Source organism: Roseinatronobacter alkalisoli (genome assembly GCF_028745735.1).
In the GTDB taxonomy this organism is placed as follows: Bacteria; Pseudomonadota; Alphaproteobacteria; order Rhodobacterales; family Rhodobacteraceae; genus Roseinatronobacter; species Roseinatronobacter alkalisoli.
The window spans coordinates 72,690-94,614 of the sequence record NZ_JAQZSM010000010.1; the positions used below are offsets into that span (position 1 = coordinate 72,690).

Consider the following 21,925-nt stretch of genomic DNA (forward strand, 5'->3'; position numbering starts at 1 on the left):
CGTGCATAGGTTCTCTTGTCGTGCATATGGGGTGTTTGCCCCATCCGGTACGACCCTATTCCGCTGCAGACAGGTCGCGCATTTGCGGAAGTTCGTCATGAATGCGAAAGACAGTGTCCATTCTGGTCAGACGAAACACCTTCATCACACCCACACTTGGCGCAGCAAGTTCCAGTGGCCGTTCCGCCCCCAGCAGTTTCATCGCGCCGACAATGGCCCCAAGCCCGCTGCTGTCCATGAATTCGACATTTGATAATCCCAGAATCACGGGGCTTCCGGGATGTGCTGTCGCGCTGCGGATCGCATCCTTGAACGCAAGTGCGACGGCTGCATCAAGGCGGGTTTCCAGCACATCAATGACCAAGGCCCCCGCTGATTGCCCTATTGAGAGTTGCATGTAACCTGCTTCCTTTTCATTGCCTATGGCAAGCATAGGCGGCAAAGATTACCAGGAAGTTGCAACGCATATGTGATCAGGGGGAGGAATATGGAAAAAGTGGCAATTCTGGGGGCCGCGCGCACGGCTATGGGCGGGCTGCAAGGGGTGCTCAGTACCGTATCAGCGGCAGAACTGGGCGGCGCAGCCATTTCCGGCGCACTGAAGGATGCAGGCATCGGCCCGACACATATCGAAGAACTGCTGATGGGCTGTGTCCTGCCTGCAGGGCAGGGACAGGCCCCGGCGCGGCAGGCCGGGTTTGCCGCCGGGTTGTCACAGGATGTGCCCGCAACAACACTGAACAAGATGTGTGGATCAGGCATGAAGGCCGCAATGATTGCCCATGATCAGATCGCGCTGGGGCAGTCGGGCGCTGTGATTGCCGGCGGCATGGAAAGCATGAGCCTTGCGCCCTACCTGCTGCCGAAAATGCGGGTGGGCGCGCGACTGGGGCACGGGCAGGTGATTGACCACATGTTCCTTGACGGGCTGGAAGACGCCTATGACAAGGGCCGCCTGATGGGCAGTTTTGCCGAAGATTGCGCCGGGCATTACGGATTTACCCGCGAAGACCAGGATAAATACGCGCTGGAATCACTGTCGAATGCACTGTCAGCCATGGATAGCGGCGCGTTCGCGCGTGAACTCACGCCCGTTTCCGTGGCAACCCGCAAAGGCGATACATTGGTTTGCGAAGATGAACAGCCCCGGTCCGCCCGCCCCGACAAGATACCCCATCTGAAACCGGCATTCCGCAAGGATGGCACAGTGACGGCGGCAAATTCGTCCAGCATATCAGATGGTGCAGCGGCTTTGGTGCTGGCATCTGGCAACACCGCAGAGGCATTAGGCGTTGCGCCGCGCGGCTGGATCTGCGGCCATGCCAGCCATGCGCAGGAACCGGGCTGGTTCACAACCGCGCCCGTCCCTGCGGCGCGCAAATTGCTGGACCGGCTGGGTTGGCAGGTATCGGATGTGGACCTGTGGGAAGTGAATGAAGCCTTTGCCGTGGTTCCCATGGCCTTCATGCGCGAGATGGGATTGCCGCGCGATGTGGTCAATGTGAATGGCGGGGCCTGCGCGCTTGGTCACCCGATCGGCGCGTCAGGCGCGCGTATCATGGTCACGCTGCTGAACGCGCTGGAACGTCACGGGTTGAAGCGCGGGATTGCGGCAATCTGTATCGGCGGTGGCGAAGGGACTGCGATTGCCATTGAGCGCGGGTAGGGTAGCAAAAGGGGGCGCCCTTGCCCCCCATCGAGGGGGGACGCGGGCGCGAAGCATAGGGCTGCGCCCTTGCTTCATCTTATTGGAAAGGCCGGATAATGCAGGATTACGAAGCGCTTTCGCAACGCATCTTTGCGCTGACGGAAGGTGAAACCGATACCGTTGCGCTGATGGCAACCATCGCCTGCGAGGTGCATCACAGTGACGACCGGTTCAACTGGACGGGGTTCTACCGTGTCACAGCGCCCGGAATGCTGAAGATCGGTCCCTATCAGGGGGGACATGGCTGCCTGGTCATTCCGTTTTCACGCGGGGTTTGCGGGGCCTGCGCCCGCAGCGGGCAGGCGCAGCTTGTCGCGGATGTTCACGCCGTCGCGGACCATATCGCATGCTCCCACAGCACGCGGTCCGAACTTGTCCTGCCCGTCCATAACCGCGATGGGGAACTTATCGCCGTGTTCGACATTGACAGTGACCAGCCCGACGCCTTTAGCTGCGCTGACAGGGACGGGTTGCAAGCCATCCTCGACAGGGTATTCGCACAGGATCTGACATGACACATCTTTGGGTTCGCGCCGAACAGCGCCCGCAGGAAGAACGTGTGGGCATAACACCCGAAGGCGTTGCCGCCCTGATTGCGCGCGGCTTTCAAGTAACGATAGAGGACAGCCCTTGCCGCGCCCTGCCCTTTGCCCCCTATCTGGAGGCAGGCGCCGAGGCTGCGCCCTATGGCAGTTGGCCCGATGCCCCGGAGGATGCCATCATTTTCGGATTGAAAGAGCTGCCAGAGGATGACAGCCCGCTACGCCACCGTCACATCATGTTCGGCCATGCATTCAAGGGCCAGCCCGCAGGCCAGCGCCTGCTGGCGCGGTTTCGCGCGGGCGGGGGCGTATTGTATGATCTGGAATACCTGACGAATGATCAGGGCCGCCGCGTGGTGGCATTCGGCTACTGGGCGGGATATGCAGGTGCGGCAGTGTCGCTTCTGGCATTTGCAGCGCAGGCGCGCGGGGACATATGCCCGCCCGTTGCGCGCTTTGCCGACCGGCACACCATGGCCCATGCGGTTGCCGAAGCCCTGTCAGGGCTGGCGGCGCCGCGCGTGCTGATCATCGGGGCGTTGGGGCGTGTGGGAACGGGTGCCGCTGATCTTTGCGCTGCCGCTGGCGCCACGACCACCCGCTGGGACATGGCGGAAACCGCGCATGGCGGACCATTCCCCGAAGTGCTGGCGCATGATGTGTTTCTGAACTGCATTCTGGCCAGCCCCGGCACGCCGGTTTTCGTGACTGCCGATGCGGTCACATCACCACGCGCGCTGCGCGTCATCGGCGATATTGCCTGCGATCCGACATCGGAATTTTCGCCGGTCAAGGTTTATGACCGGGTGACGGATTGGGAAAACCCCGTGCTTCGGGTGGCGACGGATCCGGTTCTGGATGTGATGGCAATTGATAATCTGCCGTCACTTCTGCCGGTCGAGTCCTCCCATGATTTTGCAGCGCAGCTTCTGCCCCATCTGCTGGGTCTGGATGACCTTAGCGCGGGGGTATGGGGTCGGGCAGGGGCGGTGTTCGAACAGCATCGCGCATGACCACCCGCGCCCGTTGCACTGCCAGAATACCGGCCATGATGACCACGACACCGATGATGTCATACAGGCCCAGCGATTCTGACAACAGGACTGCGGCCACGGCCACGCCGAAAAACGGGTTCAGGAAGTGATAGGTCGCGGCCCTGACCGCACCAATCCGCGCAACCAGCAGAAACCAGACCCATGTCGCGGCCAGACCGGGCACCAGCACCGTATAGCTGAAAGCGCCCGCCAATTGCCATGTCCAGTTGACCTCAAAACTCTCAAATGCCAGCGCGGGGCCGATCAGGATCGCCGCGCCCACCAGCATTTGCAGGCCCACAATCATCAGCAGATTGCCCCCGCTGGCAGATGCACCCCGCACCGACAGGGTGGCAACCGTCAAGGCAACCACACCCGCCACGCATAATATCAGGCCAAACAGATCAACCCCGCCGGACAGACGCGCGCCCATGATGATGGCAACACCGGCAAACCCCGCAAACAGCCCCACCACCGCCAGCGGTCGCAACCGCTCGCCCAGTACCAGCCAGCTTGCCAGCGCCACCAGAAGCGGCATGGTTGATGCGATAATGGCGGCAAGCGAGGCTTCAATCGTCTGCATCGCGATGAAATTCAGCCCCAGATACAGCGCATTCTGCGACAGCCCGAAAATGAATGTCGCGCGCCATTGCGCAGGCGTCAGATGCCAGCTTTGGCCCAGCGCGCGCGCGATGGCTATGCCGATCAACCCCGACAATAGAAACCGCAGCGACAGCGCCAGCATGGGCGGCGCATCAGCAACGATCATCCGCGCGGAGGTAAAAGCCGACGACCACATCAACGCGAAGGCCAGACCCATCAGAAGCGCACGTATATCCAAAACCGGCCCCTTTCGCTGCACATGTGAAGCGATAACGCGATTTTGCGGCAAATGCCAGCGCAGGAATGCCCCCGCTGGCATCGGACGGGGAATCTGCTTATTTCGGGGGCAGGCGCGTCGCCCCGTCCAGCCGGATGGTAGTGCCGTTCAGATAGGGGTTTTCAATGATCTGCGCGACCATCAGCGCATATTCCGCCGGATCGCCCAGCCGCGCGGGAAAGGGAATATTTGCCGTAATCGCAGCAGTAGTTTCTTCGGGCAGGGTTTCCATCATCGGGGTGCGGAACAGTCCCGGTGCAATTGCCATGCAGCGAATGCCTGAACGCGCAAAATCCCGCGCAGCAGGCAGGCACAGTGCGGAAATGCCGCCCTTGGATGCAGCATAGGCCGCCTGGCCCACCTGCCCGTCCTGCCATGCCGCCGAGGATGTATTGATAACCACACCGCGTTCGCCGCCCGTCAGCGGGTCCAGCGCCTGCATGACCGCCGCACCATGGGCCATGACGTTGAATGACCCGATAAGGTTCACGCGGATCACCCGTTCAAACAGATCGGTCGAAGGGGTGCCGTCACGATTCACAACCCGCGCGGCCAGCCCGATACCCGCGCAATTTACCACCGCGCGCAATTGCCCGCCCGCATCCTCCACTGCCTGCGCGATATTTTCGCCGACCTGCGCGGCATCGGACACATCCACCTGATAGGCGCGGCCACCTGTTTCGGCCGCGACGGCCGCACCACGCGCCATATCGAAATCGAAAATCGCCACTTCTGCGCCCAGCGCCGCCAGATGGCGCGCTGTTGCCGCGCCCAGCCCACTGCCGCCACCTGTGACAATGGCCAGATGCCCCTTGATCTGCATATGCGTTCCTCCTCCTGCCTGAATGCATCAGGTTATGCCGCGCGCCGCACCCGCTGCCAAGCCCCGCTTGCCTGTTTGCCTGCCCTGTCCTATGTCTGACCAAAGCAAGAGGATCCCATGCCCCCACCCCGCGCCTGGCAAAGAATGCTGTCTGGCCGCAGGCTTGACCTGCTGGACCCGACACCTGTTGACATTGAAATCGAAGACATCGCCCATGGCCTTGCCTTCGTTGCGCGCTGGAACGGCCAGACGCGCGGTGACTGGCCCTATTCCGTGGCGGAACATTCGCTTCTGGTCGAAGAAATATTTACCCGCAGCACGTCCAAGCCGGAACCGCGCTGGCAGCTTGCGGCCTTGCTGCATGATGCGCCTGAATATGTCATCGGGGACATGATTTCGCCGGTCAAAGCCGCTGTCGGCCCCGGCTATGGCGCGCTGGATGACCGGCTGACTGCGGCGATTCATATCCGCTTTGGCCTGCCCGCGACGCTACCCGCGCCGGTAAAGCGCAGGATCAAGGCTGCAGACAAGCTGTCGGCATGGGTGGAGGCAACGCAGATCGCAGGCTTTTCCGTGACTGAAGCAAACCGCTTCTTCGGCCGCGCCGACCCCCATCTGGCCAACGGGTTGCAATTGCATCTGCGCCCCCCGACCAGAACGCGCGCCGCCTATATTGCCCGGTTTGAAACCCTGCTTGCCGCGCTTTGATTTCCCGCAATACCCCCAAAGGACGCGCCATGACTGACACGTTTGACACCCGCAAATCCGTTGCCGCCGCGTGGTTTCGTGAATTACGCGACCAGATTGTTGCCGCCTTTGAAGTGGTCGAGGATGGCCACACGACAGGCCCACTGTCAGACCGCGCGCCCGGGCGGTTTGAACTGCGCGAAACCACCCGCAGCGGGCCGGACGGACAGGATGCAGGCGGCGGCTTGATGAGCGTCATGCGCAATGGCCGCGTGTTCGAAAAAGTGGGGGTCAATGTATCGCAGGTCTATGGCCAGCTGGGCGAGGCTGCGCAGCGGTCCCTGACCGCACGCAAGGAAATTCCGGGGCTGGATGCCGACCCCCGTTTCTGGGCCAGCGGCATTTCCCTTGTCGCCCATATGCAGAACCCGCATGTCCCCGCTGTCCATATGAACACGCGCATGTTCTGGACACCGGGGGGCTGGTGGTTCGGGGGCGGCGCGGACCTGAACCCCTGCATCGAATATGCCGAAGATACCGCCGATTTTCACCAGACCCTGAAAGGGTATTGCGACCCGCATGGCGTAGAATTGTATCCGCGCTTCAAGGAATGGGCGGATGAGTATTTCTTCATCCCCCATCGCAAACGCGCGCGCGGGGTGGGCGGCATTTTCTATGATGATTACTGCACAGGCGACTGGGGCGCTGATTTTGCCTTCACCCGCGATGTGGGCCGCGCCTTCCTGCCCGCGTTTCTGGCACAGGTGGAACGCCGCCGCAACATGGGCTGGTCCGATGCCGACAAGGAAACGCAGCTTATCCATCGCGGGCTGTATGCGGAATATAACCTTGTTTATGACCGGGGCACCAAATTCGGGCTGCAAACCGGCCATGACCCCGATGCCGTGCTGATGTCGCTGCCGCCCTTCGCGCGCTGGGTGTAGGGCATGTTGCGGGACTAAGCAGGAATCGGCTTTCCACTTATCAAGTCAGCAAAATCAATGGGTTACAGTAAGTTGCGGGGCAAAGACCGTAAAGCCGCGCCGTCGGCGGGCCGTCCCGCAGCCCACCGATGTCGCGGGCTTTATCAATATTCCCGTGTCTGTTTCAGATCAGGAATATCCGCAAGCGCCCCGCACCGGCCCGCCTTATCCCCCGTATTTCCGCCAGATCGCACCATCGCCCAGACCCTGCACAAAGGCCGCATGCGCAGCGCTTTCAGCATCGGTCAGGCGTGGGGGTAGGGGGGCAGGGCGTTTTGGCAATGGCTGGCGCGACTGGTTCGCACTGGCACTGCCGGATGATGAACTCAGCCCGAAATCCGGCTGTTGCCCACCCAGAAGTTCCAGATACACCTCTGCCAGAATTTCACTGTCCAGAAGCGCACCGTGCAGGGTGCGCGACGAATTATCAATGGCAAAGCGGCGGCACAGCGCATCAAGCGACGCCGGCGAGCCGGGAAATTTCTTGCGCGCCAATGCCAGCGTGTCAAATGCGCGGTCATTGGGCAGCGGCGGCAGGTTCAGCCAGCCCAGTTCAGCGTTGATGAACCGCATGTCAAAGCTGGCATTATGGATCACCAGCCGGTCATCCCCGATAAAGGCCAGAAAATCCTGTACGATATGCTTGAACACCGGCTTGTCGCGCAGAAAATCATCGCCCAGACCATGCACCTCGAACGCTTCTTTCGGCATCGGGCGTTCGGGGTTGATATATTGGTGATAGGTATTCCCTGTGGGCATCAGATTCACCAGCTCAACCACACCGATCTCAACAATCCTGTGCCCTTCGCTGGGTTCAAACCCTGTCGTTTCGGTATCCATCACAAGTTCGCGCATCATCTGCCCCCAAGTTCCGCAATCACATCACGCACTTTGGCACGTGCGCTGTCCATATCAACGGTTTCAATGATGAAATCCGCGCGCGCACGTTTTTCCGCATCCGGCATCTGCCGCGACAGGATCATATCCAATTGTTCCGCCGTCATATCATCGCGCGCAAGCACACGGGTACGCTGAATATCAGGCGGCGCGGTCACAACCAATACCCCGTCCACCGATATGCCCCCTTCCAGCAGCAACGGCACGTCCAGCACCACCAACGGCGCCCCTGTGCCCGCGATGAACGCTTCCCTGTCTGCCGCCACCAGCGGGTGTACCACGGCTTCCAGGCGCCGCAACGCGGTCTTGTCCTGCGCGATCCAGTCTTTCAGGCGGGCGCGGTCAATTGCGCCATCCACCACGGCTTGCGGGCATAATGCGCCCACTGGCCCCACGGCAGCGCCGCCCTTGGCATATAACGCGTGTACCGCGGCATCTGCGTCCCATACCGGCACCCCCTCATTGCGGAACATTTGCGCGGTGGTTGATTTGCCCATGCCGATGGACCCGGTCAGGCCCAGCACATAGGGCGTCATTGGCCCAGCACCGCAAGGCGCAGCGCATCCGTCACCTGTGGTGTCTGCCCGAACCAGCGTTCAAACCCCGGAACCGCCTGATGCAACAACATGCCCAACCCATCCACAACCGGATTGCCCCGCGCCTGCGCGCGTATCAGCAAATCCGTCATCAAGGGCGTATAGACGATATCTGTGACCAGCGCCGCCGGTGACAGCCCGTCCAGCGGCATGTCCAATGCAGGATTCCCCGCCATGCCCAATGCGGATGTATTGACCAGTAAGCCCAGATCATCCAGCCCTTGCGCCCGGTCCGCCCAGTCGCAAACAGTAACCTGCGGGCCGAATTCCTGTGCCAGCCCTTCGGCGCGTGCACGTGTCCGGTTGCACAGCCGCACTTCCGGCACACCCGCATCCAGCAACGCCACGATAACGGCCCGCGCGGCACCACCGGCACCCAGCACCAGCGCCGGCGCGGCACTTGGCTGCCAATCCGGCGCGGCCTGTCGCAAATTCGCTAAAAACCCGTAACCATCGGTATTATCAGCATGAATATGCCCGTCAGCGCCAAATGTCAGCGTATTTGCCGCGCCAATTCGGGCCGCGACAGGCGACACATCATCCGCCAGCGTCAGAACATGTTCTTTATGCGGGATCGTAACATTGGCCCCTACAAAACCCATACGCGGCATGGTCCGCAACACGGTTTCCAGATCCGCCGGGTCAACATGAAGCGGCACATAATGCCCGCGCAAACCATATTCGCGCAGCCATGACCCATGCACCAGCGGCGATTTGCTGTGCCCGATCGGGCACCCGATGACCCCGGCCAGTGGTATCTTGCTCATCCCTCAATCACCCCGCGCAAGGACAAATAATTCAGCAATTCCAGCAAGGGCAGGCCAAGTATGGTGAAATAGTCGCCCTGCACCTGAGCAAACAGCCGCACGCCTTCTTCTTCCAGCTTATAGGCACCCACGGATTCGGAAATGCCGGGCCAATTCCGCGCGATATAGCTGTCCAGATAGCTGTCTGAAAACTGGCGCATCGTCAACCGCGCCACACCCACATGTCGCCAGACCGGCTCTCCATTCTGATACAGCACTGCCGCCGACAAAAGCTGATGCGTCTGGCCACGCAATTGCAGCAACTGGGCGCGCGCCTTCTGCGCGGTTTCGGGTTTCTCCAGACATGCGCCTTTCAGTGACAACACCTGATCACATCCCAACACCAATGCATCCGGCCTGCGCCCCGCAACCTTGCGCGCCTTGCTTTCGGCCAGCGTGTCGGCAATATCGCGCGGCGGCGCCCCATCCATGACCAAAGCGTCACGGATCGCGTGTTCATCAACCCGCGCCGGATGAACATCCACATCCAGCCCCGCGTTGCGCAACATTTGCGCCCGAATGCCAGAACCAGAAGCCAGAATGAAGGACATGTGGATAACCCTGTGTGAATCCCGCAGGACAACGAAGGTGCAAAACACCAACAACCCCGCCATTATGGCTTTGCTGTCATTTTACCCACCCTCACGCAAGGCCCCATGGCGGAAAATCCACATGTTCAATGCTGAATCCGGGCACTGTGGATAACATGAAATTCTGGTTTCTGAAATTTGTATATTCTTGTTTCGTTCCACTATAACTTATTGAATTATATTACACTTTAAGAAAAATCTTACATTTCTGACATTTGTATTCCTGTGTGTATAACTGTGGATAAAAACCTTATCCCCATATCAACAGGCCCTACTAACAACATCATTTCCTTTCTATATTTCTTTATTTATTAGAAGGGACAGATGAAAGGCTGAAACATGCTCGCAACCCTCTATCCCTGGATCAAGGCACTTCACATCATGGCTGTCATCAGCTGGATGGCCGGGTTGTTCTATCTGCCACGGCTGTTTGTCTATCACGTTGAACGTGGGCATGATGCACAGGGCATGGATAATGTGTTTCAGGTCATGGAACTGAAACTGCTGCGTGTCATCATGAACCCCGCAATGATCGTGGCATGGGTCAGTGGGCTGACATTGGCTGCAATGCCATGGGTGCTGAATACCAGTGCTATCTGGCCCTACAGCAAACTGGCAGCACTGATCGGCATGACATGGTTTCATATCTGGTGCGCCAGACGGCGGCGCATTTTTGCAGAAGGCGGGAATACACTGACCGGGCGGCACTACCGTATGATGAACGAAGTGCCCACTGTGCTGATGGTCATCATCGTTCTTTCAGTCGTGGTGAAATTCTAGCGCAGATTGACTCTGTCCTTGTATTGTTGTATCGGGACTTTGCTTTGCCGTCCGGCGAAAGCGTTTCACGTGAAACAGTCGCACCAATATCCCGCCACCCCCTGAACCGGGCATGCGGGCAAGCAGGATTTCCCATGTCTGATGTCATGACCCCGGATGCCGAAACCGATATCGAAATCGAAGAACCCGGCAGTCTGAACCTGGCCGACCTGAAGGCGAAAAGCCCGGCTGAGCTGTTGGCTATGGCCGAAGATCTGGAAATTGAAAACGCCCCGTCCATGCGCAAGGGCGAGATGATGTTTTCCATCCTGAAAGAACGCGCCGAAGAAGGCTGGACCATCTATGGCGATGGCGTGATAGAAGTGCTGCAGGACGGGTTTGGTTTTCTGCGCTCGCCAGAGGCAAACTATCTGCCCGGCCCTGATGATATTTATGTCTCCCCTGAAATGATCCGCCAGTATTCCCTGCGCAGTGGTGATACAATTGAAGGTGAAATTCAGGCGCCCGCTGAAAATGAACGCTATTTTGCCATTACCAAGGTAACCCAGATCAATTTCGACGGTCCGGAAATGGCCCGCCACAAGGTTCATTTCGACAACCTGACGCCGCTGTATCCGGATGAACGCCTGTGGATGGAAACCAGCGATCCCGCCACAAAGGACCGCTCTGCACGGATCATCGACATTGTGTCGCCCCTGGGCAAGGGGCAGCGCGCGCTGATCGTCGCGCCCCCGCGCACGGGTAAAACCGTTCTCCTGCAAAACATCGCCCACAGCATCGAGAAGAACCACCCCGAATGCTATCTTATCGTTCTGCTGATCGATGAACGCCCGGAAGAAGTGACGGACATGCAGCGTTCCGTGAAGGGAGAGGTGATTGCCTCCACCTTCGATGAACCGGCGACCCGCCACGTTGCCGTGTCCGAAATGGTCATCGAAAAAGCCAAGCGTTTGGTCGAACATAAACGCGATGTGGTCATTTTGCTGGATTCCATCACCCGCCTTGGCCGCGCGTTCAACACCGTTGTACCCAGCTCTGGCAAGGTGCTGACAGGTGGGGTCGATGCCAACGCCCTGCAGCGCCCCAAGCGCTTCTTTGGGGCCGCACGCAACATCGAAGAAGGTGGTTCACTGACCATTATCGCAACAGCCCTGATCGACACCGGCTCGCGCATGGATGAAGTGATCTTTGAAGAATTCAAGGGCACAGGTAACAGCGAAATCGTTCTTGACCGCAAGGTTGCTGACAAGCGCGTATTCCCGGCCATCGACATTCTGAAATCCGGCACCCGGAAAGAAGAACTTCTGATCGAGAAGATGGACATGCAGAAAACCTTCGTTCTGCGCCGTATCCTGAACCCGATGGGCACGACAGATGCGATCGAATTCCTGATTTCCAAACTGAAGCAAACCAAGACCAACAGCGATTTCTTCGACTCGATGAACGCATAAGGGGGCCGCGATGGATACGATTTTCGCGCTGGCCTCTGCCCGCGGGAAATCGGGCGTCGCGGTCATTCGTCTGTCTGGTCCGCAAGCACATGCTGTCGCAGGCGCGATGGCAGGCACCCTTCCGCCGCCGCGCCAGACCGCATTGCGCAAGCTGGTTACCCCCGCTGGCGAATTGCTGGACCATGGGCTGGTCGTGGTGTTCGGCCGCGGTGCCAGCTTCACCGGCGAAGATGTGGTCGAGTTCATGTTGCATGGCAGTCTTGCAACCGTTGCTGCGGTCGAATCCTGTCTGGCGCAGGATCACGGCTTGCGGCTTGCGGAACCGGGCGAATTTACCCGCCGTGCGCTGGAAAATGGCGTCATGGACCTCACGCAGGTCGAAGGGCTTGGCGATCTGCTGGATGCCGAAACTGAAAGCCAGCGCCGGCAAGCGCTGCGCGTGCTGGAAGGGGCAATCGGAAAACTGGTTGGCGGGTGGCGTAACCATCTGCTGAAAGCCGCCGCATTGGTTGAAGCTGGCATAGATTTCGTTGAAGAAGATGTTGGGAACTGGGATGACCAGATTCTTGTGGAACTTCAAACTGTTCGGGACCAACTGCAGTCTGAAATTGCAGGGCAGGGCGCACGTGAACGGGTACAGACCGGGTTTGAAATTGCGCTGGTCGGTTCCGTCAATGCGGGAAAATCCACCCTGCTGAATGCACTTGCGGGGCGCGAAGCGGCGATCACATCAGAAATTGCCGGAACCACCCGCGACGTGATTGAATTACGCATGGATATCGGCGGTTTTGCGGTCACGTTGCTGGATACGGCCGGTCTGCGCGAAACAGATGAAGTGATCGAATCCATCGGGATTGAACGCGGACAGGCGCGCGCCAGGCATGCCGATATGCGCATCATCTTGTGCGATTCGCCCTTTGACCCACCACCGGTAGCAGTTTTGCCAGATGATATTGTTCTGTTCAGCAAGGCCGATCTGTATCCTGACCAACCGGGTGGTGTTTCTGGTAAAACAGGGCAAGGGCTGGATATGCTGCTTGACCGGATCAAATCAGAGCTGGCGCAACGGGTAGCGCGAGACGGGGTGACAGTGCGCCGCCGCCATCTACAGGCGATGCTGTCCGCGCAAGCCGCCCTGAGCGAAGCGATTGATAAATTGTCGTCACAGGACTATATCCCGGAACTGTTGGCAGCCGACATCCGCCAGGCAATCAACGCGCTTGATTCGCTGATTGGTAAAATAGATGTAGAGGATCTGCTGGGGGATATTTTCAGTTCCTTCTGTATCGGCAAATAGGAGTGTTTCACGTGAAACATTACGACGTCATTGTGATTGGTGGTGGCCATGCCGGAACAGAAGCCGCGCTTGCGGCCGCGCGCATGGGGGCGCAGACGGCGCTTGTCACCTTCCGCAAGCAGGATCTGGGCGTCATGTCCTGCAACCCCGCGATTGGCGGTCTGGGCAAGGGCCATCTGGTGCGTGAAATTGACGCCCTTGATGGGCTGATGGGTCGCGCCGGGGACTATGCTGCAATTCAGTATCGGCTGTTGAACCGGTCCAAGGGGCCAGCGGTGCAGGGGCCACGGGTTCAGGCAGACCGCAAACGCTACGCTGAATTTGTCGGGCGCACCGTTCTGGCCGCTGACGGGCTGGATGTGATAGCCGGTGAAGTGACCGCATTGTTGATAGAAGGGGACTCTGTTGTCGGCATAACGCTGAACTCCGACACAGATATACGCGCGCAATCCGTTGTTCTGACCACCGGCACATTCCTTGGTGGCAAGGTGTTCATCGGCGATGTGAGCTTTGCGGCGGGGCGCATGGGAAATGCTGCATCCAGCATACTTGCCCAGCAATTGCGCGGGCTTGGCCTGCCGATGGGGCGGTTGAAAACCGGAACGCCGCCACGGTTGGACGGAAAAACCATCAACTGGGACATACTGGAGAAGCAACCGGGTGATGAAGACCCCGAATTCCTGTCCTTCCGGACCGACCATGTCATCGCAAATCAGGTGGCTTGCGCAATCACGCATACCAACCCGCAAACCCATGATATTATTCGTGAAAACCTGGCGCTGTCAGCCATGTATGGTGGCCATATCGAAGGGGTGGGGCCGCGCTACTGCCCGTCGATCGAAGACAAGATCACCCGCTTCGCTGATAAATCATCGCATCAGGTCTTTCTGGAACCCGAAGGGCTGGATGATGACACGGTATATCCCAACGGCATCTCCACATCTTTGCCGGAAAATGTGCAAGAAGCCTATGTCCGGACAATTTCCGGGTTGGAGGATGTTCGCATCCTGCAGCCGGGTTACGCCATTGAATATGATTATCTGGACCCCCGCGCGCTGAAATCCACCTTGCAATTGAAGGCGCTGAACGGGTTTTACCTGGCGGGGCAGATCAACGGCACAACCGGGTATGAGGAAGCGGGCGCACAAGGCTTGGTCGCGGGGCTGAATGCCGCGCTTGGTGCATTGGGGCGCCCGCCCGCAAGTTTCAGCCGGGCCGACAGCTATATCGGTGTCATGATTGATGACCTGATTTCCCGCGGCGTGGCCGAACCCTACCGCATGTTTACATCGCGCGCAGAATACCGCCTGTCCCTGCGCGCCGATAATGCAGATCAGCGGTTGACCCCGCTGGGGCTTGATCTGGGCTGCATTTCTGATGAACGCACGGCCGCGTTTCTGACCAAGACCGACCGGTTGGACCGCGCCCGCAACCAGATGCGCGCCGTCACGTTCACATCGCGGCAGTTGAACGCGAATGGCCATAAGGTCAGTGAAGACGGGGTCCGCCGCGACGCGCTGACTTTGCTCGGGTTGCAGGGGTTTGATTTCGCGACACTGGAATTGCTCGCGCCAGATCTGGCGCAGATCGATGCGCAAACCAAGGCGCAGCTGGAGAAAGAGATGGTGTATCACGCCTATCTGGAACGGCAGAATGCACAGATCAGGGCGCTGAAGGCTGATGAGAATCGTCGCTTTCCGGATGGGTTCGATTTTGCGTCCGTCAGCGGGTTATCGCATGAGTTGATTGGCAAACTGATGACGGCGCAGCCCGAAACGATGGCGCAGGCCGCCAGAATTGACGGCATGACCCCGGCCGCGCTGGTGCTGCTGCTGTCTCGTTTGCAGCAACGCGAAAGGCGTGCGTCGGCATGACAGAAACCACGATTGCCGGCATCAATGTTTCACGTGAAACAATGGACCGGCTGAATGCATATTCCGCGCTGCTGGAGAAGTGGAATCGCAAGATAAATCTGGTTGCGCCCGCCACGATACCGACCCTGTGGCAGCGGCATATCGTTGATTCCGCGCAGGTATTTGCCCTGACACCCCGCGATGTAGGGGTTTGGGCGGATTTCGGATCCGGGGGCGGCCTGCCCGGTGCGGTGTGTGCGATTCTGGCGGCGGAGCATATGCCGGAGTGTCATTTTACCCTTGTTGAAAGCGATAAACGCAAGGCCGCGTTCCTGATGACAGTTGCGCGTGAACTGGGCCTGCCGGTGCGTGTGCTGGCCCAACGGGTTGAGGCAGTAGATCCGTTGAATGCGGGGGCGGTTTCTGCGCGCGCGCTGGCGCCGCTCCCGCAACTATTGGCATGGATCAGCCCGCATCTTGCACAGGGGGGAATAGCGCTTTTGCCGAAGGGAAAAACATGGCAGGAAGAACTTGAAGCCGCCCGTTCTGAATGGCAATTTGCTGTTACTCCGCATATCAGCCAGACCGACCCGGCGGCGCGTTTGCTGGAAATAAAGGATCTTTCGCGTGTCTAATCCAGGAACCACCCGAATCATTGCGGTTGCCAATCAGAAGGGTGGCGTAGGCAAGACGACAACGGCCATCAACCTGGCTTCCGCATTGGCGGAGCAGGGCATGCGGACATTGCTGATTGATCTGGACCCGCAAGGAAATGCCTCGACCGGGCTGGGGGTGGAACCGGGGGCGCGAAAATACACCACATATGACCTGATTTTTGCAGAGGTTCCGGCAGGAAAAATCATCGTCCAGACGGAACAGGACGGTCTATATCTTGTCCCTGCAACGACTGATCTTTCGTCGGCGGATATTGAACTGATGTCGCGGGCCAGACGGTCGCATCTGCTGCATGATGCGCTGCGCCAGCCGGATATATTCCACGAGGGGTTTGACTATATCCTGATTGATTGCCCGCCATCGCTGAGTTTGCTGACGGTCAATGCGATGGTGGCGTCGCATTCGGTTCTGGTGCCGCTACAGGCGGAATTTTTTGCGCTGGAAGGATTGTCGCAACTTATGCTGACTGTACGCGAATTGCGTGACACGGCGAATCCGCAGCTGCGCATCGAAGGTATTTTGCTGACGATGTATGACAAGCGCAACAATCTGGCCCAACAGGTCGAAGAAGACGCACGCGGGAATCTGGGTGATCTGGTCTTTGAAACCATTATTCCGCGCAATGTACGTATCAGCGAAGCGCCATCCTATGCGGTGCCGGTCTTGCGCTATGACACGCAGTCAAAAGGGGCGGTGGCCTATCGGCAGCTTGCTGTAGAATTGCTGACAAAACATAATAAATCCCTAAGGGAAAGGGCAGTATCATGACCGAACGCAAGCTGGAACGCCGTGGGCTGGGCCGGGGTCTATCCGCGTTGATGGCGGATGTCACGGCAACGACGCAGACCGATAGCGCAGTGGGCGAACACCAGGGTCGTGAACAGCGCTTGCCGGTTGAAAAACTGGTGCCGAACCCTGATCAGCCACGGCGGCATTTTGATGACACCTCGCTTGCTGAACTTGCGGCTTCGATCAAGGAAAAGGGCGTTATCCAGCCGCTGATCGTCCGGATGAAGGGCGATATGTATGAAATCATCGCGGGCGAGCGGCGCTGGCGTGCCGCGCAGCGTGCGCAGGTTCATGAAGTCCCTGTAATCATTCGGGATTTTACCGATACTGAAGTGCTGGAAATCGCGATTATCGAGAATATCCAGCGCGCCGACCTGAACCCCGTGGAAGAGGCGATGGGCTACCGCCAGTTGATCGAGCGGTTTGGCCATACGCAGGAAAAACTGGCAGAGGCGATGGGCAAAAGCAGATCGCATATCGCCAACCTGATGCGCTTGCTGACCTTGCCTGAAGATGTGCTGGCCATGTTGCGCGAAGGGCGGTTAAGTGCCGGTCATGCGCGGGCGTTGATTACCGCTGATCTGCCATCGACATTGGCCCGCAAGGTTGTGGCCGAAGGGCTGAGCGTGCGTCAGACAGAGGCGCTGGTGAAAAAGCCAGATGTGGAATCGCGCAAGAAAACCGCAAGCCGTAGCAACCAGAAAGATGCGGATCTGATTGCCCTGCAAAATGACCTGTCAGCGGCGCTGAAACTGCCTGTCGATATTACCTATGACGGCGGCGGCAAGGGGCAGGTGGTCATCAAATACCGGTCGATGGAAGAAATGGACCGTCTGTGCAAGGTGTTGGGCAACCCTATTGTATAAGCAGTTCCCGCAGCAGGGCGTTCAGAATAGGGCGTCCTGTTGCGGTTGCGGCGATGCGGTCGGCGTTTCTGGTCATGAACCCGTCTGACACCAGTGAATCGATACGCTCAGCAGGCAGGGAATGCCCAGCAAGTGTTTGATAACGTTGAATATCTGCCCCTTCCGACAGGCGCAACGACATCATCAGATATTCCAGCGCCTGTTCATCCCGGGGAATGGTCCGGCGCGGGCTTTCGCCATGGCCTTTGGTTGTAACCTGATCCAGCCATGTCTGGGGGTGCAGGGGTGTTTGCGTGGCGATACGGGCGTTGCCAGTGGTCAGCCGCCCATGTGCGCCGGGGCCAATGCCTGCATAATCGCCATAGCGCCAGTAAATCAGGTTATGGCGCGATTGCGCGCCGTCGCGGGCATGGTTGGATATTTCATAGGCGGGCATGTCATGTGCATCACAAATTTCCTGTGTTATCATATACATATCAGCGGAAATATCGTCATCTGGCAGCCCTTGCAGCCCGCCTTTTGCATGCCGCGCCCCGAATGCAGTGCCGGATTCGATGGTCAGTTGATATAGCGATAAGTGGTCAACGGCCATAGACAGCGCTTCCTGCAATTCGGCCTGCCATTGTGGCAATGTCTGGAATTGCCGCGCATAGATCAGGTCAAAGCTGACACGATCAAACGCTGCACGGGCAATATCAAACGCCGCGCGCCCTTCGGCCACGGAATGCAGGCGGCCAAGGCGACGCAGATCAGTGTCATTCAGGGCCTGAATGCCCATGGACACGCGATTGACGCCCGCATCGGCATAGGCGCGAAAGCGCCCCGCTTCGACGGATGAGGGGTTTGCTTCCAGCGTCACCTCGAAATCATTGGCGGTGGTCCAGCGGGCGCGAATGCGGTCCAGCAGGGCGGCAACGGTTTCGGGGTCCATCAGGCTGGGGGTGCCGCCGCCGAAGAAAACGGTGTTCAGCAACCGGTCGCCGGTATCAAGTGCGATGCGATCAATTTCCGACAGATAGGCGGCAGCCCATGCGCGTTGATCGATATGGGCCGCGACATGGCTGTTAAAATCGCAATAGGGGCATTTCGACTGGCAGAACGGCCAATGAATATACAGGCCGAAGCCGCCATTCTGCCAGTCTTGCATGGTTCAGCCTTTCAGCGCGGTCACTTCGATCTCGATCAGCATTTCCGGCTTGATCAGACCGGCGATGACCATCGTGGCGGCGGGGCGGATTTCGCCCATTGCCTCGCCCAATGCGGGCAGCAGGTCATCCAGCAGGGCGGCATCGGTCAGGGTGTATTGCACACGCACAATGTCGTCCATGGCAAAACCGCCATCGGCAAGGGCCTTGGCGATGGTGGCAAAACAGTTGCGCGCCTGATCGGCCACGCCTGCGGGCATGGTCATTGTGGCATAGTCATAGCCGGTGACACCGGACACAAAGCACCAATCCCCTTTGACCACAGCGCGGCTGTAACCCATGGTTTTTTCGAACGGGGAACCGGTTGAGATGCGTTTCACGTGAAACATCCTTTCAGTAGGGCGGCGATGGCTGCGCCGCGATGGGAAAGCGCGTTCTTTTCATCCGGCGTCATTTCCGCAAATGTGCGTTGACTGCCTTCGGGCTGGAACATGGGGTCGTATCCGTGGCCGGTCTGGCCACGACAGGGCCAGACAAGCTGACCATGAACAAAACCTTCGAACACTTCTTCATGGCCATCGGGCCAGGCCAGCACCAACGTGCAGCAAAACCGTGCGTGCCAGGGCTGGGGCGCGTTGCGTTCCAGCAGTTTCGCATGGGTTTTTTCCATGGCCATGGTGAAATCACGGCCATTCGGGGTTTCGGCCCAATCGGCGGTATACACACCGGGGGCATTGTCGAGGGCCATGACCTCCAGCCCGGAATCATCGGCCAGCGCGGGCAGGCCGGTGGCATGCGCTGCGGCATGCGCCTTGATCCGCGCATTGCCGATGAAACTGGTTTCGGTTTCTGCGGGTTCGGGCAGGGCATATTCCGCAGCTGACGTGACCGAAATACCCAACGGTCCCATGATCTGGCGGAATTCTTCCAGTTTGCCAGCATTATGGGTGGCAAGCAGCAGGGTGTTTTCGGAAAACGTTCTCATATGATGGCGGCTTTCTGGGCGGCAACCAGTTCGCTGACGCCTTTTTCAGCAAGATCCATCAGCTTGTCCATCTCAGTGCGGGAAAATGTCGCGCCTTCGGCGCTCATCTGCACTTCTACCAACCGGCCGGAACCAAGCAGGATAAAGTTTCCGTCAACACCTGCGCTGCTGTCTTCGGCATAATCCAGATCCAGCACGGGCTGACCTGCATAAATTCCACAGCTTACCGCCGCCAGATAGTCGGTTACCGGGTCTGATACAATATCGCCTGCTTTCAGCAGTTTGTTCACCGCCAGCCGCAATGCAACCCAGCCGCCGGTAATGGCCGCGCAACGGGTGCCGCCATCGGCCTGAATGACATCGCAATCAATGGTGATCTGGCGTTCACCAAGCGCGGAACGGTCCACACAGGCGCGCAAGGAACGCCCGATAAGGCGTTGAATTTCAATGGTTCTTCCTTGCTGCTTGCCGGATGCGGATTCGCGGCGCATGCGGGTATTGGTGGACCGTGGCAGCATGCCATATTCCGCCGTGACCCAGCCAAGGCCGGTATTGCGCAGGAAGGGCGGTGTGCGGTCTTCCAGGGATGCAGTGCAGATGACCCGGGTGTCGCCGATGGTGATCAGGCATGACCCTTCGGCGTGTTTGGTGACATTGGGTTCGATTGAAATGTTGCGTAAACTGTCTAAGTCACGTCCAGAGGGGCGCATGGCAGATATCCTTTCATCCTTTGGGTTCCGCATACAGGGACGCATAGGCGGTGCGCAAGCCTGATACCCCTTGAATTATGTGCTGTTTTCAAGTCGATTTATGATGTTCTGAACCCGCATCCGCCATAAGGTTGCCCATGCCTGAAACCCGAACCTCCGCTGATCTTCTGTCTGAAATGAACGACCGCTCCCGCGAGGTGTTTCGCAGGGTGGTGGAATCCTATCTTGGATCAGGGGTGCCTGTCGGGTCGCGTAACCTGACACGCGACATGAGCGAGAAAGTATCCGCCGCAACGGTGCGCAATGTTATGCAGGATCTGGAATATCTGGGTCTGCTGGACAGCCCGCATGTGTCGGCGGGGCGCGTGCCCACCAATCTGGGCCTGCGCCTGTTTGTGGATTCATTGCTGGAAGTGGCGCCGCTGGATAATGCCGACCGCGCGAAGCTGGACAGCACCCTGGGCAGCAATGAGCGCGATGTTTCCAGTTTGCTGGATGCGGTGGGTGGCGCGTTGAGCGGCGTGACGCATGGCGCGTCGCTGGTGTTGTCGCCCAAACATGAAGCGGCGCTACGCCATATCGAATTTGTCAGTCTTGCCCCGGAACGGGCGCTGGTTGTGCTGGTTTTCGTGGACGGGCATGTTGAAAACCGCGTGTTTACCCCACCACGCGGGCTGACCCCTTCGGCCTTGCGCGAGGCCGCGAATTACCTGAATTCCATGGTGGAAGGGGCAAGTGTTACCGAACTTCTGGCGCGGTTCCGCCGTGAAATCAGCCGCAACCGGCGCGAGATTGACGTGCTGGCAGCAAGCCTTGTGGAACAGGGGCTTGCGGTCTGGGAAAATGAGGGCGAACCACAGGAACGCCTGATTGTGCGCGGGCGCGCGAATCTGCTTGACGAAGGGGCCGGCACTGAAGATATCGACCGCATCCGGACCCTGTTCGATGATCTGGAACGCAAGCGCGATATTGCTGAGTTTCTGGAACTGACCGAACAGGGCGAGGGCGTGCGCATTTTTATCGGGGCGGAGAACCGACTTTTTTCGCTGACGGGTTCAAGTCTGGTGGTTTCCCCTTATATGAACGCAGAACGCAAGATTATTGGTGCGGTCGGCGTGATTGGTCCAACGCGGCTGAATTACGGGCGGATCGTGCCGATTGTGGATTACACGGCGCAGCTTGTCGGGCGGATATTGTCCGACCGCCAGGCAGAGTGAAGGAAAGAAAAACGATGGCCGAGCCGAAACCAAAACTGCATCCGGAAACCGAAGCGGATGTATCGCAGGACCAGACAGCGCAGCAGGATGCGGACGCATCTGATTACGCCGACCCCTATCTGGCGCTGGAGGCGGAACTGGAAGCGCTGCGCAAGGAACGCGATGAAATGCGTGACCGCATGATGCGCGCACTGGCCGATGCGGAAAACAGCCGCAAACGCGCCGAAAAGGACCGTCGCGATGCGCAGCTGTATGGCGGGTCCAAGATCGCGCGTGATATTCTGCCGGTCTATGACAATCTGGCCCGCGCGCTGAATGCCGTGAACGAAGATACCCGCAGCGCTGCCGGTGGTCTGGTTGAAGGTGTGGAACTGACGCTGCGCGAATTGACGAATGTGATGCAGAAACATGGTGTCGAACGTATCAGCCCTGAAGTGGGGGACATGTTCGATCCCCATGCGCATCAGGCCATGTTTGAAGCGCCAGTGCCGGATTTCAAGGCAGGCCAGATCATTCAGGTCATGGCGGACGGGTTCAAACTGTATGAACAACTGCTGCGCCCCGCGCATGTGGGGGTTTCGTCCACGCCAGCAGGGTAAAGGGGTATTCCG

At 58.8% G+C, this 21,925-nt stretch carries 25 protein-coding genes; 14 read left to right on the forward strand and 11 right to left on the reverse strand.

Annotated features, from left to right (window positions below; all coding sequences use genetic code 11):
* Nucleotides 1-55: 55 nt before the first annotated feature.
* The gene (locus tag PUT78_RS12120; protein ID WP_274352530.1) at nt 56-397 is read right to left on the reverse strand and encodes an STAS domain-containing protein; all 342 of its coding nucleotides are present in this window, start codon (nt 395-397) and stop codon (nt 56-58) included.
* Nucleotides 398-487: 90 nt separating this feature from the next.
* On the opposite strand from PUT78_RS12120, the gene PUT78_RS12125 reads away from it, so the two are divergent.
* The 3 genes from PUT78_RS12125 (at nt 488) to PUT78_RS12135 (ending at nt 3,263) form a co-directional block, all read left to right on the forward strand.
* On the forward strand, nt 488-1,666 hold the full coding sequence (locus PUT78_RS12125) for a thiolase family protein (protein ID WP_274352531.1): 1,179 nt from the start codon (nt 488-490) through the stop codon (nt 1,664-1,666).
* Nucleotides 1,667-1,764: 98 nt separating this feature from the next.
* Entirely contained in the window at nt 1,765-2,223 is a 459-nt protein-coding gene (locus tag PUT78_RS12130) for a GAF domain-containing protein (RefSeq protein WP_420793496.1), read from the forward strand.
* Nucleotides 2,220-3,263: a saccharopine dehydrogenase gene (locus PUT78_RS12135; protein ID WP_274352532.1), complete on the forward strand. Its 1,044-nt coding sequence runs from the start codon at nt 2,220-2,222 to the stop codon at nt 3,261-3,263. The genes PUT78_RS12130 and PUT78_RS12135 overlap by 4 nt, the downstream gene beginning before the upstream one ends.
* Here PUT78_RS12135 and PUT78_RS12140 read toward each other — a convergent pair.
* Both PUT78_RS12140 and PUT78_RS12145 read right to left on the reverse strand, forming a co-directional pair.
* A complete protein-coding gene (locus tag PUT78_RS12140) occupies nt 3,208-4,125 on the reverse strand; it encodes a DMT family transporter (RefSeq protein ID WP_274352533.1) in 918 nt (305 codons plus the stop codon). The two genes, PUT78_RS12135 and PUT78_RS12140, sit on opposite strands and share 56 nt — an antisense overlap.
* A gap of 97 nt (nt 4,126-4,222) precedes the next feature.
* Nucleotides 4,223-4,987: an SDR family NAD(P)-dependent oxidoreductase gene (locus PUT78_RS12145; protein ID WP_274352534.1), complete on the reverse strand. Its 765-nt coding sequence runs from the start codon at nt 4,985-4,987 to the stop codon at nt 4,223-4,225.
* 117 nt (nt 4,988-5,104) lie between these two features.
* On the opposite strand from PUT78_RS12145, the gene PUT78_RS12150 reads away from it, so the two are divergent.
* Complete coding sequence (locus tag PUT78_RS12150; protein WP_274352535.1) at nt 5,105-5,695, forward strand: HD family hydrolase; 591 nt, start codon at nt 5,105-5,107, stop codon at nt 5,693-5,695.
* Nucleotides 5,696-5,724: 29 nt separating this feature from the next.
* Nucleotides 5,725-6,618, forward strand: a complete 894-nt coding sequence (gene hemF, locus PUT78_RS12155) for an oxygen-dependent coproporphyrinogen oxidase (RefSeq protein ID WP_274352536.1) — start codon at nt 5,725-5,727, stop codon at nt 6,616-6,618.
* A 204-nt stretch (nt 6,619-6,822) separates the two neighbouring features.
* Here the strand turns inward: hemF and dnaQ are convergent, their stop codons facing one another.
* From dnaQ to PUT78_RS12175, 4 genes are read right to left on the reverse strand one after another with little or no spacing between them, the layout of a single operon-like run.
* Nucleotides 6,823-7,512 carry a DNA polymerase III subunit epsilon gene (dnaQ, locus tag PUT78_RS12160; protein WP_274352602.1) on the reverse strand — a complete coding sequence of 230 codons (690 nt, stop codon included), beginning with the start codon at nt 7,510-7,512 and terminating at the stop codon, nt 6,823-6,825.
* The gene (gene coaE / locus PUT78_RS12165) at nt 7,512-8,090 is read right to left on the reverse strand and encodes a dephospho-CoA kinase (protein ID WP_274352537.1); all 579 of its coding nucleotides are present in this window, start codon (nt 8,088-8,090) and stop codon (nt 7,512-7,514) included. The genes dnaQ and coaE overlap by 1 nt, the downstream gene beginning before the upstream one ends.
* Nucleotides 8,087-8,917 carry a shikimate dehydrogenase gene (locus tag PUT78_RS12170; protein ID WP_274352538.1) on the reverse strand — a complete coding sequence of 277 codons (831 nt, stop codon included), beginning with the start codon at nt 8,915-8,917 and terminating at the stop codon, nt 8,087-8,089. The genes coaE and PUT78_RS12170 overlap by 4 nt, the downstream gene beginning before the upstream one ends.
* On the reverse strand, nt 8,914-9,507 hold the full coding sequence (locus tag PUT78_RS12175; RefSeq protein ID WP_274352539.1) for a Maf family protein: 594 nt from the start codon (nt 9,505-9,507) through the stop codon (nt 8,914-8,916). Before PUT78_RS12175 ends, PUT78_RS12170 begins: the two co-directional genes overlap by 4 nt.
* 378 nt (nt 9,508-9,885) lie before the next feature.
* Between PUT78_RS12175 and hemJ the strand changes: the two genes are divergently transcribed.
* The 7 genes from hemJ to PUT78_RS12210 all read left to right on the forward strand — a co-directional run bounded on the left by hemJ (nt 9,886) and on the right by PUT78_RS12210 (nt 17,257).
* Nucleotides 9,886-10,326 carry a protoporphyrinogen oxidase HemJ gene (gene hemJ, locus PUT78_RS12180; protein ID WP_274352540.1) on the forward strand — a complete coding sequence of 147 codons (441 nt, stop codon included), beginning with the start codon at nt 9,886-9,888 and terminating at the stop codon, nt 10,324-10,326.
* Between the two features lie 146 nt (nt 10,327-10,472).
* Nucleotides 10,473-11,777 carry a transcription termination factor Rho gene (gene rho / locus PUT78_RS12185; protein WP_420793497.1) on the forward strand — a complete coding sequence of 435 codons (1,305 nt, stop codon included), beginning with the start codon at nt 10,473-10,475 and terminating at the stop codon, nt 11,775-11,777.
* Nucleotides 11,778-11,787: 10 nt separating this feature from the next.
* Entirely contained in the window at nt 11,788-13,074 is a 1,287-nt protein-coding gene (gene mnmE, locus PUT78_RS12190) for a tRNA uridine-5-carboxymethylaminomethyl(34) synthesis GTPase MnmE (protein WP_274352542.1), read from the forward strand.
* Nucleotides 13,075-13,076: 2 nt separating this feature from the next.
* Nucleotides 13,077-14,948, forward strand: a complete 1,872-nt coding sequence (mnmG, locus tag PUT78_RS12195) for a tRNA uridine-5-carboxymethylaminomethyl(34) synthesis enzyme MnmG (protein WP_274352543.1) — start codon at nt 13,077-13,079, stop codon at nt 14,946-14,948.
* On the forward strand, nt 14,945-15,562 hold the full coding sequence (gene rsmG, locus PUT78_RS12200; protein ID WP_274352544.1) for a 16S rRNA (guanine(527)-N(7))-methyltransferase RsmG: 618 nt from the start codon (nt 14,945-14,947) through the stop codon (nt 15,560-15,562). The genes mnmG and rsmG overlap by 4 nt, the downstream gene beginning before the upstream one ends.
* Nucleotides 15,555-16,370 (forward strand): ParA family protein, encoded by an 816-nt coding sequence (locus tag PUT78_RS12205; protein ID WP_274352545.1) that lies wholly within the window; start codon nt 15,555-15,557, stop codon nt 16,368-16,370. The genes rsmG and PUT78_RS12205 overlap by 8 nt, the downstream gene beginning before the upstream one ends.
* Nucleotides 16,367-17,257 (forward strand): ParB/RepB/Spo0J family partition protein, encoded by an 891-nt coding sequence (locus PUT78_RS12210; RefSeq protein WP_274352546.1) that lies wholly within the window; start codon nt 16,367-16,369, stop codon nt 17,255-17,257. The genes PUT78_RS12205 and PUT78_RS12210 overlap by 4 nt, the downstream gene beginning before the upstream one ends.
* Here PUT78_RS12210 and hemW read toward each other — a convergent pair.
* The 4 genes from hemW to rph are packed head-to-tail and all read right to left on the reverse strand — an operon-like array spanning nt 17,247 to nt 20,097.
* Nucleotides 17,247-18,404: a radical SAM family heme chaperone HemW gene (gene hemW / locus PUT78_RS12215; RefSeq protein WP_274352547.1), complete on the reverse strand. Its 1,158-nt coding sequence runs from the start codon at nt 18,402-18,404 to the stop codon at nt 17,247-17,249. The two genes, PUT78_RS12210 and hemW, sit on opposite strands and share 11 nt — an antisense overlap.
* A 3-nt stretch (nt 18,405-18,407) precedes the next feature.
* Nucleotides 18,408-18,782, reverse strand: a complete 375-nt coding sequence (locus PUT78_RS12220; protein WP_274352548.1) for a RidA family protein — start codon at nt 18,780-18,782, stop codon at nt 18,408-18,410.
* Entirely contained in the window at nt 18,779-19,387 is a 609-nt protein-coding gene (rdgB, locus tag PUT78_RS12225; protein ID WP_274352549.1) for an RdgB/HAM1 family non-canonical purine NTP pyrophosphatase, read from the reverse strand. Before rdgB ends, PUT78_RS12220 begins: the two co-directional genes overlap by 4 nt.
* Nucleotides 19,384-20,097, reverse strand: coding sequence for a ribonuclease PH (rph, locus tag PUT78_RS12230; RefSeq protein WP_274352550.1), 714 nt, complete (start codon nt 20,095-20,097; stop codon nt 19,384-19,386). The genes rdgB and rph overlap by 4 nt, the downstream gene beginning before the upstream one ends.
* Nucleotides 20,098-20,234: 137 nt before the next feature.
* Between rph and hrcA the strand changes: the two genes are divergently transcribed.
* On the forward strand, nt 20,235-21,314 hold the full coding sequence (gene hrcA / locus PUT78_RS12235; protein WP_274352551.1) for a heat-inducible transcriptional repressor HrcA: 1,080 nt from the start codon (nt 20,235-20,237) through the stop codon (nt 21,312-21,314).
* Nucleotides 21,315-21,328: 14 nt separating this feature from the next.
* Nucleotides 21,329-21,913 carry a nucleotide exchange factor GrpE gene (locus tag PUT78_RS12240; RefSeq protein ID WP_274352552.1) on the forward strand — a complete coding sequence of 195 codons (585 nt, stop codon included), beginning with the start codon at nt 21,329-21,331 and terminating at the stop codon, nt 21,911-21,913.
* The last annotated feature ends 12 nt before the right edge of the window (nt 21,914-21,925 follow it).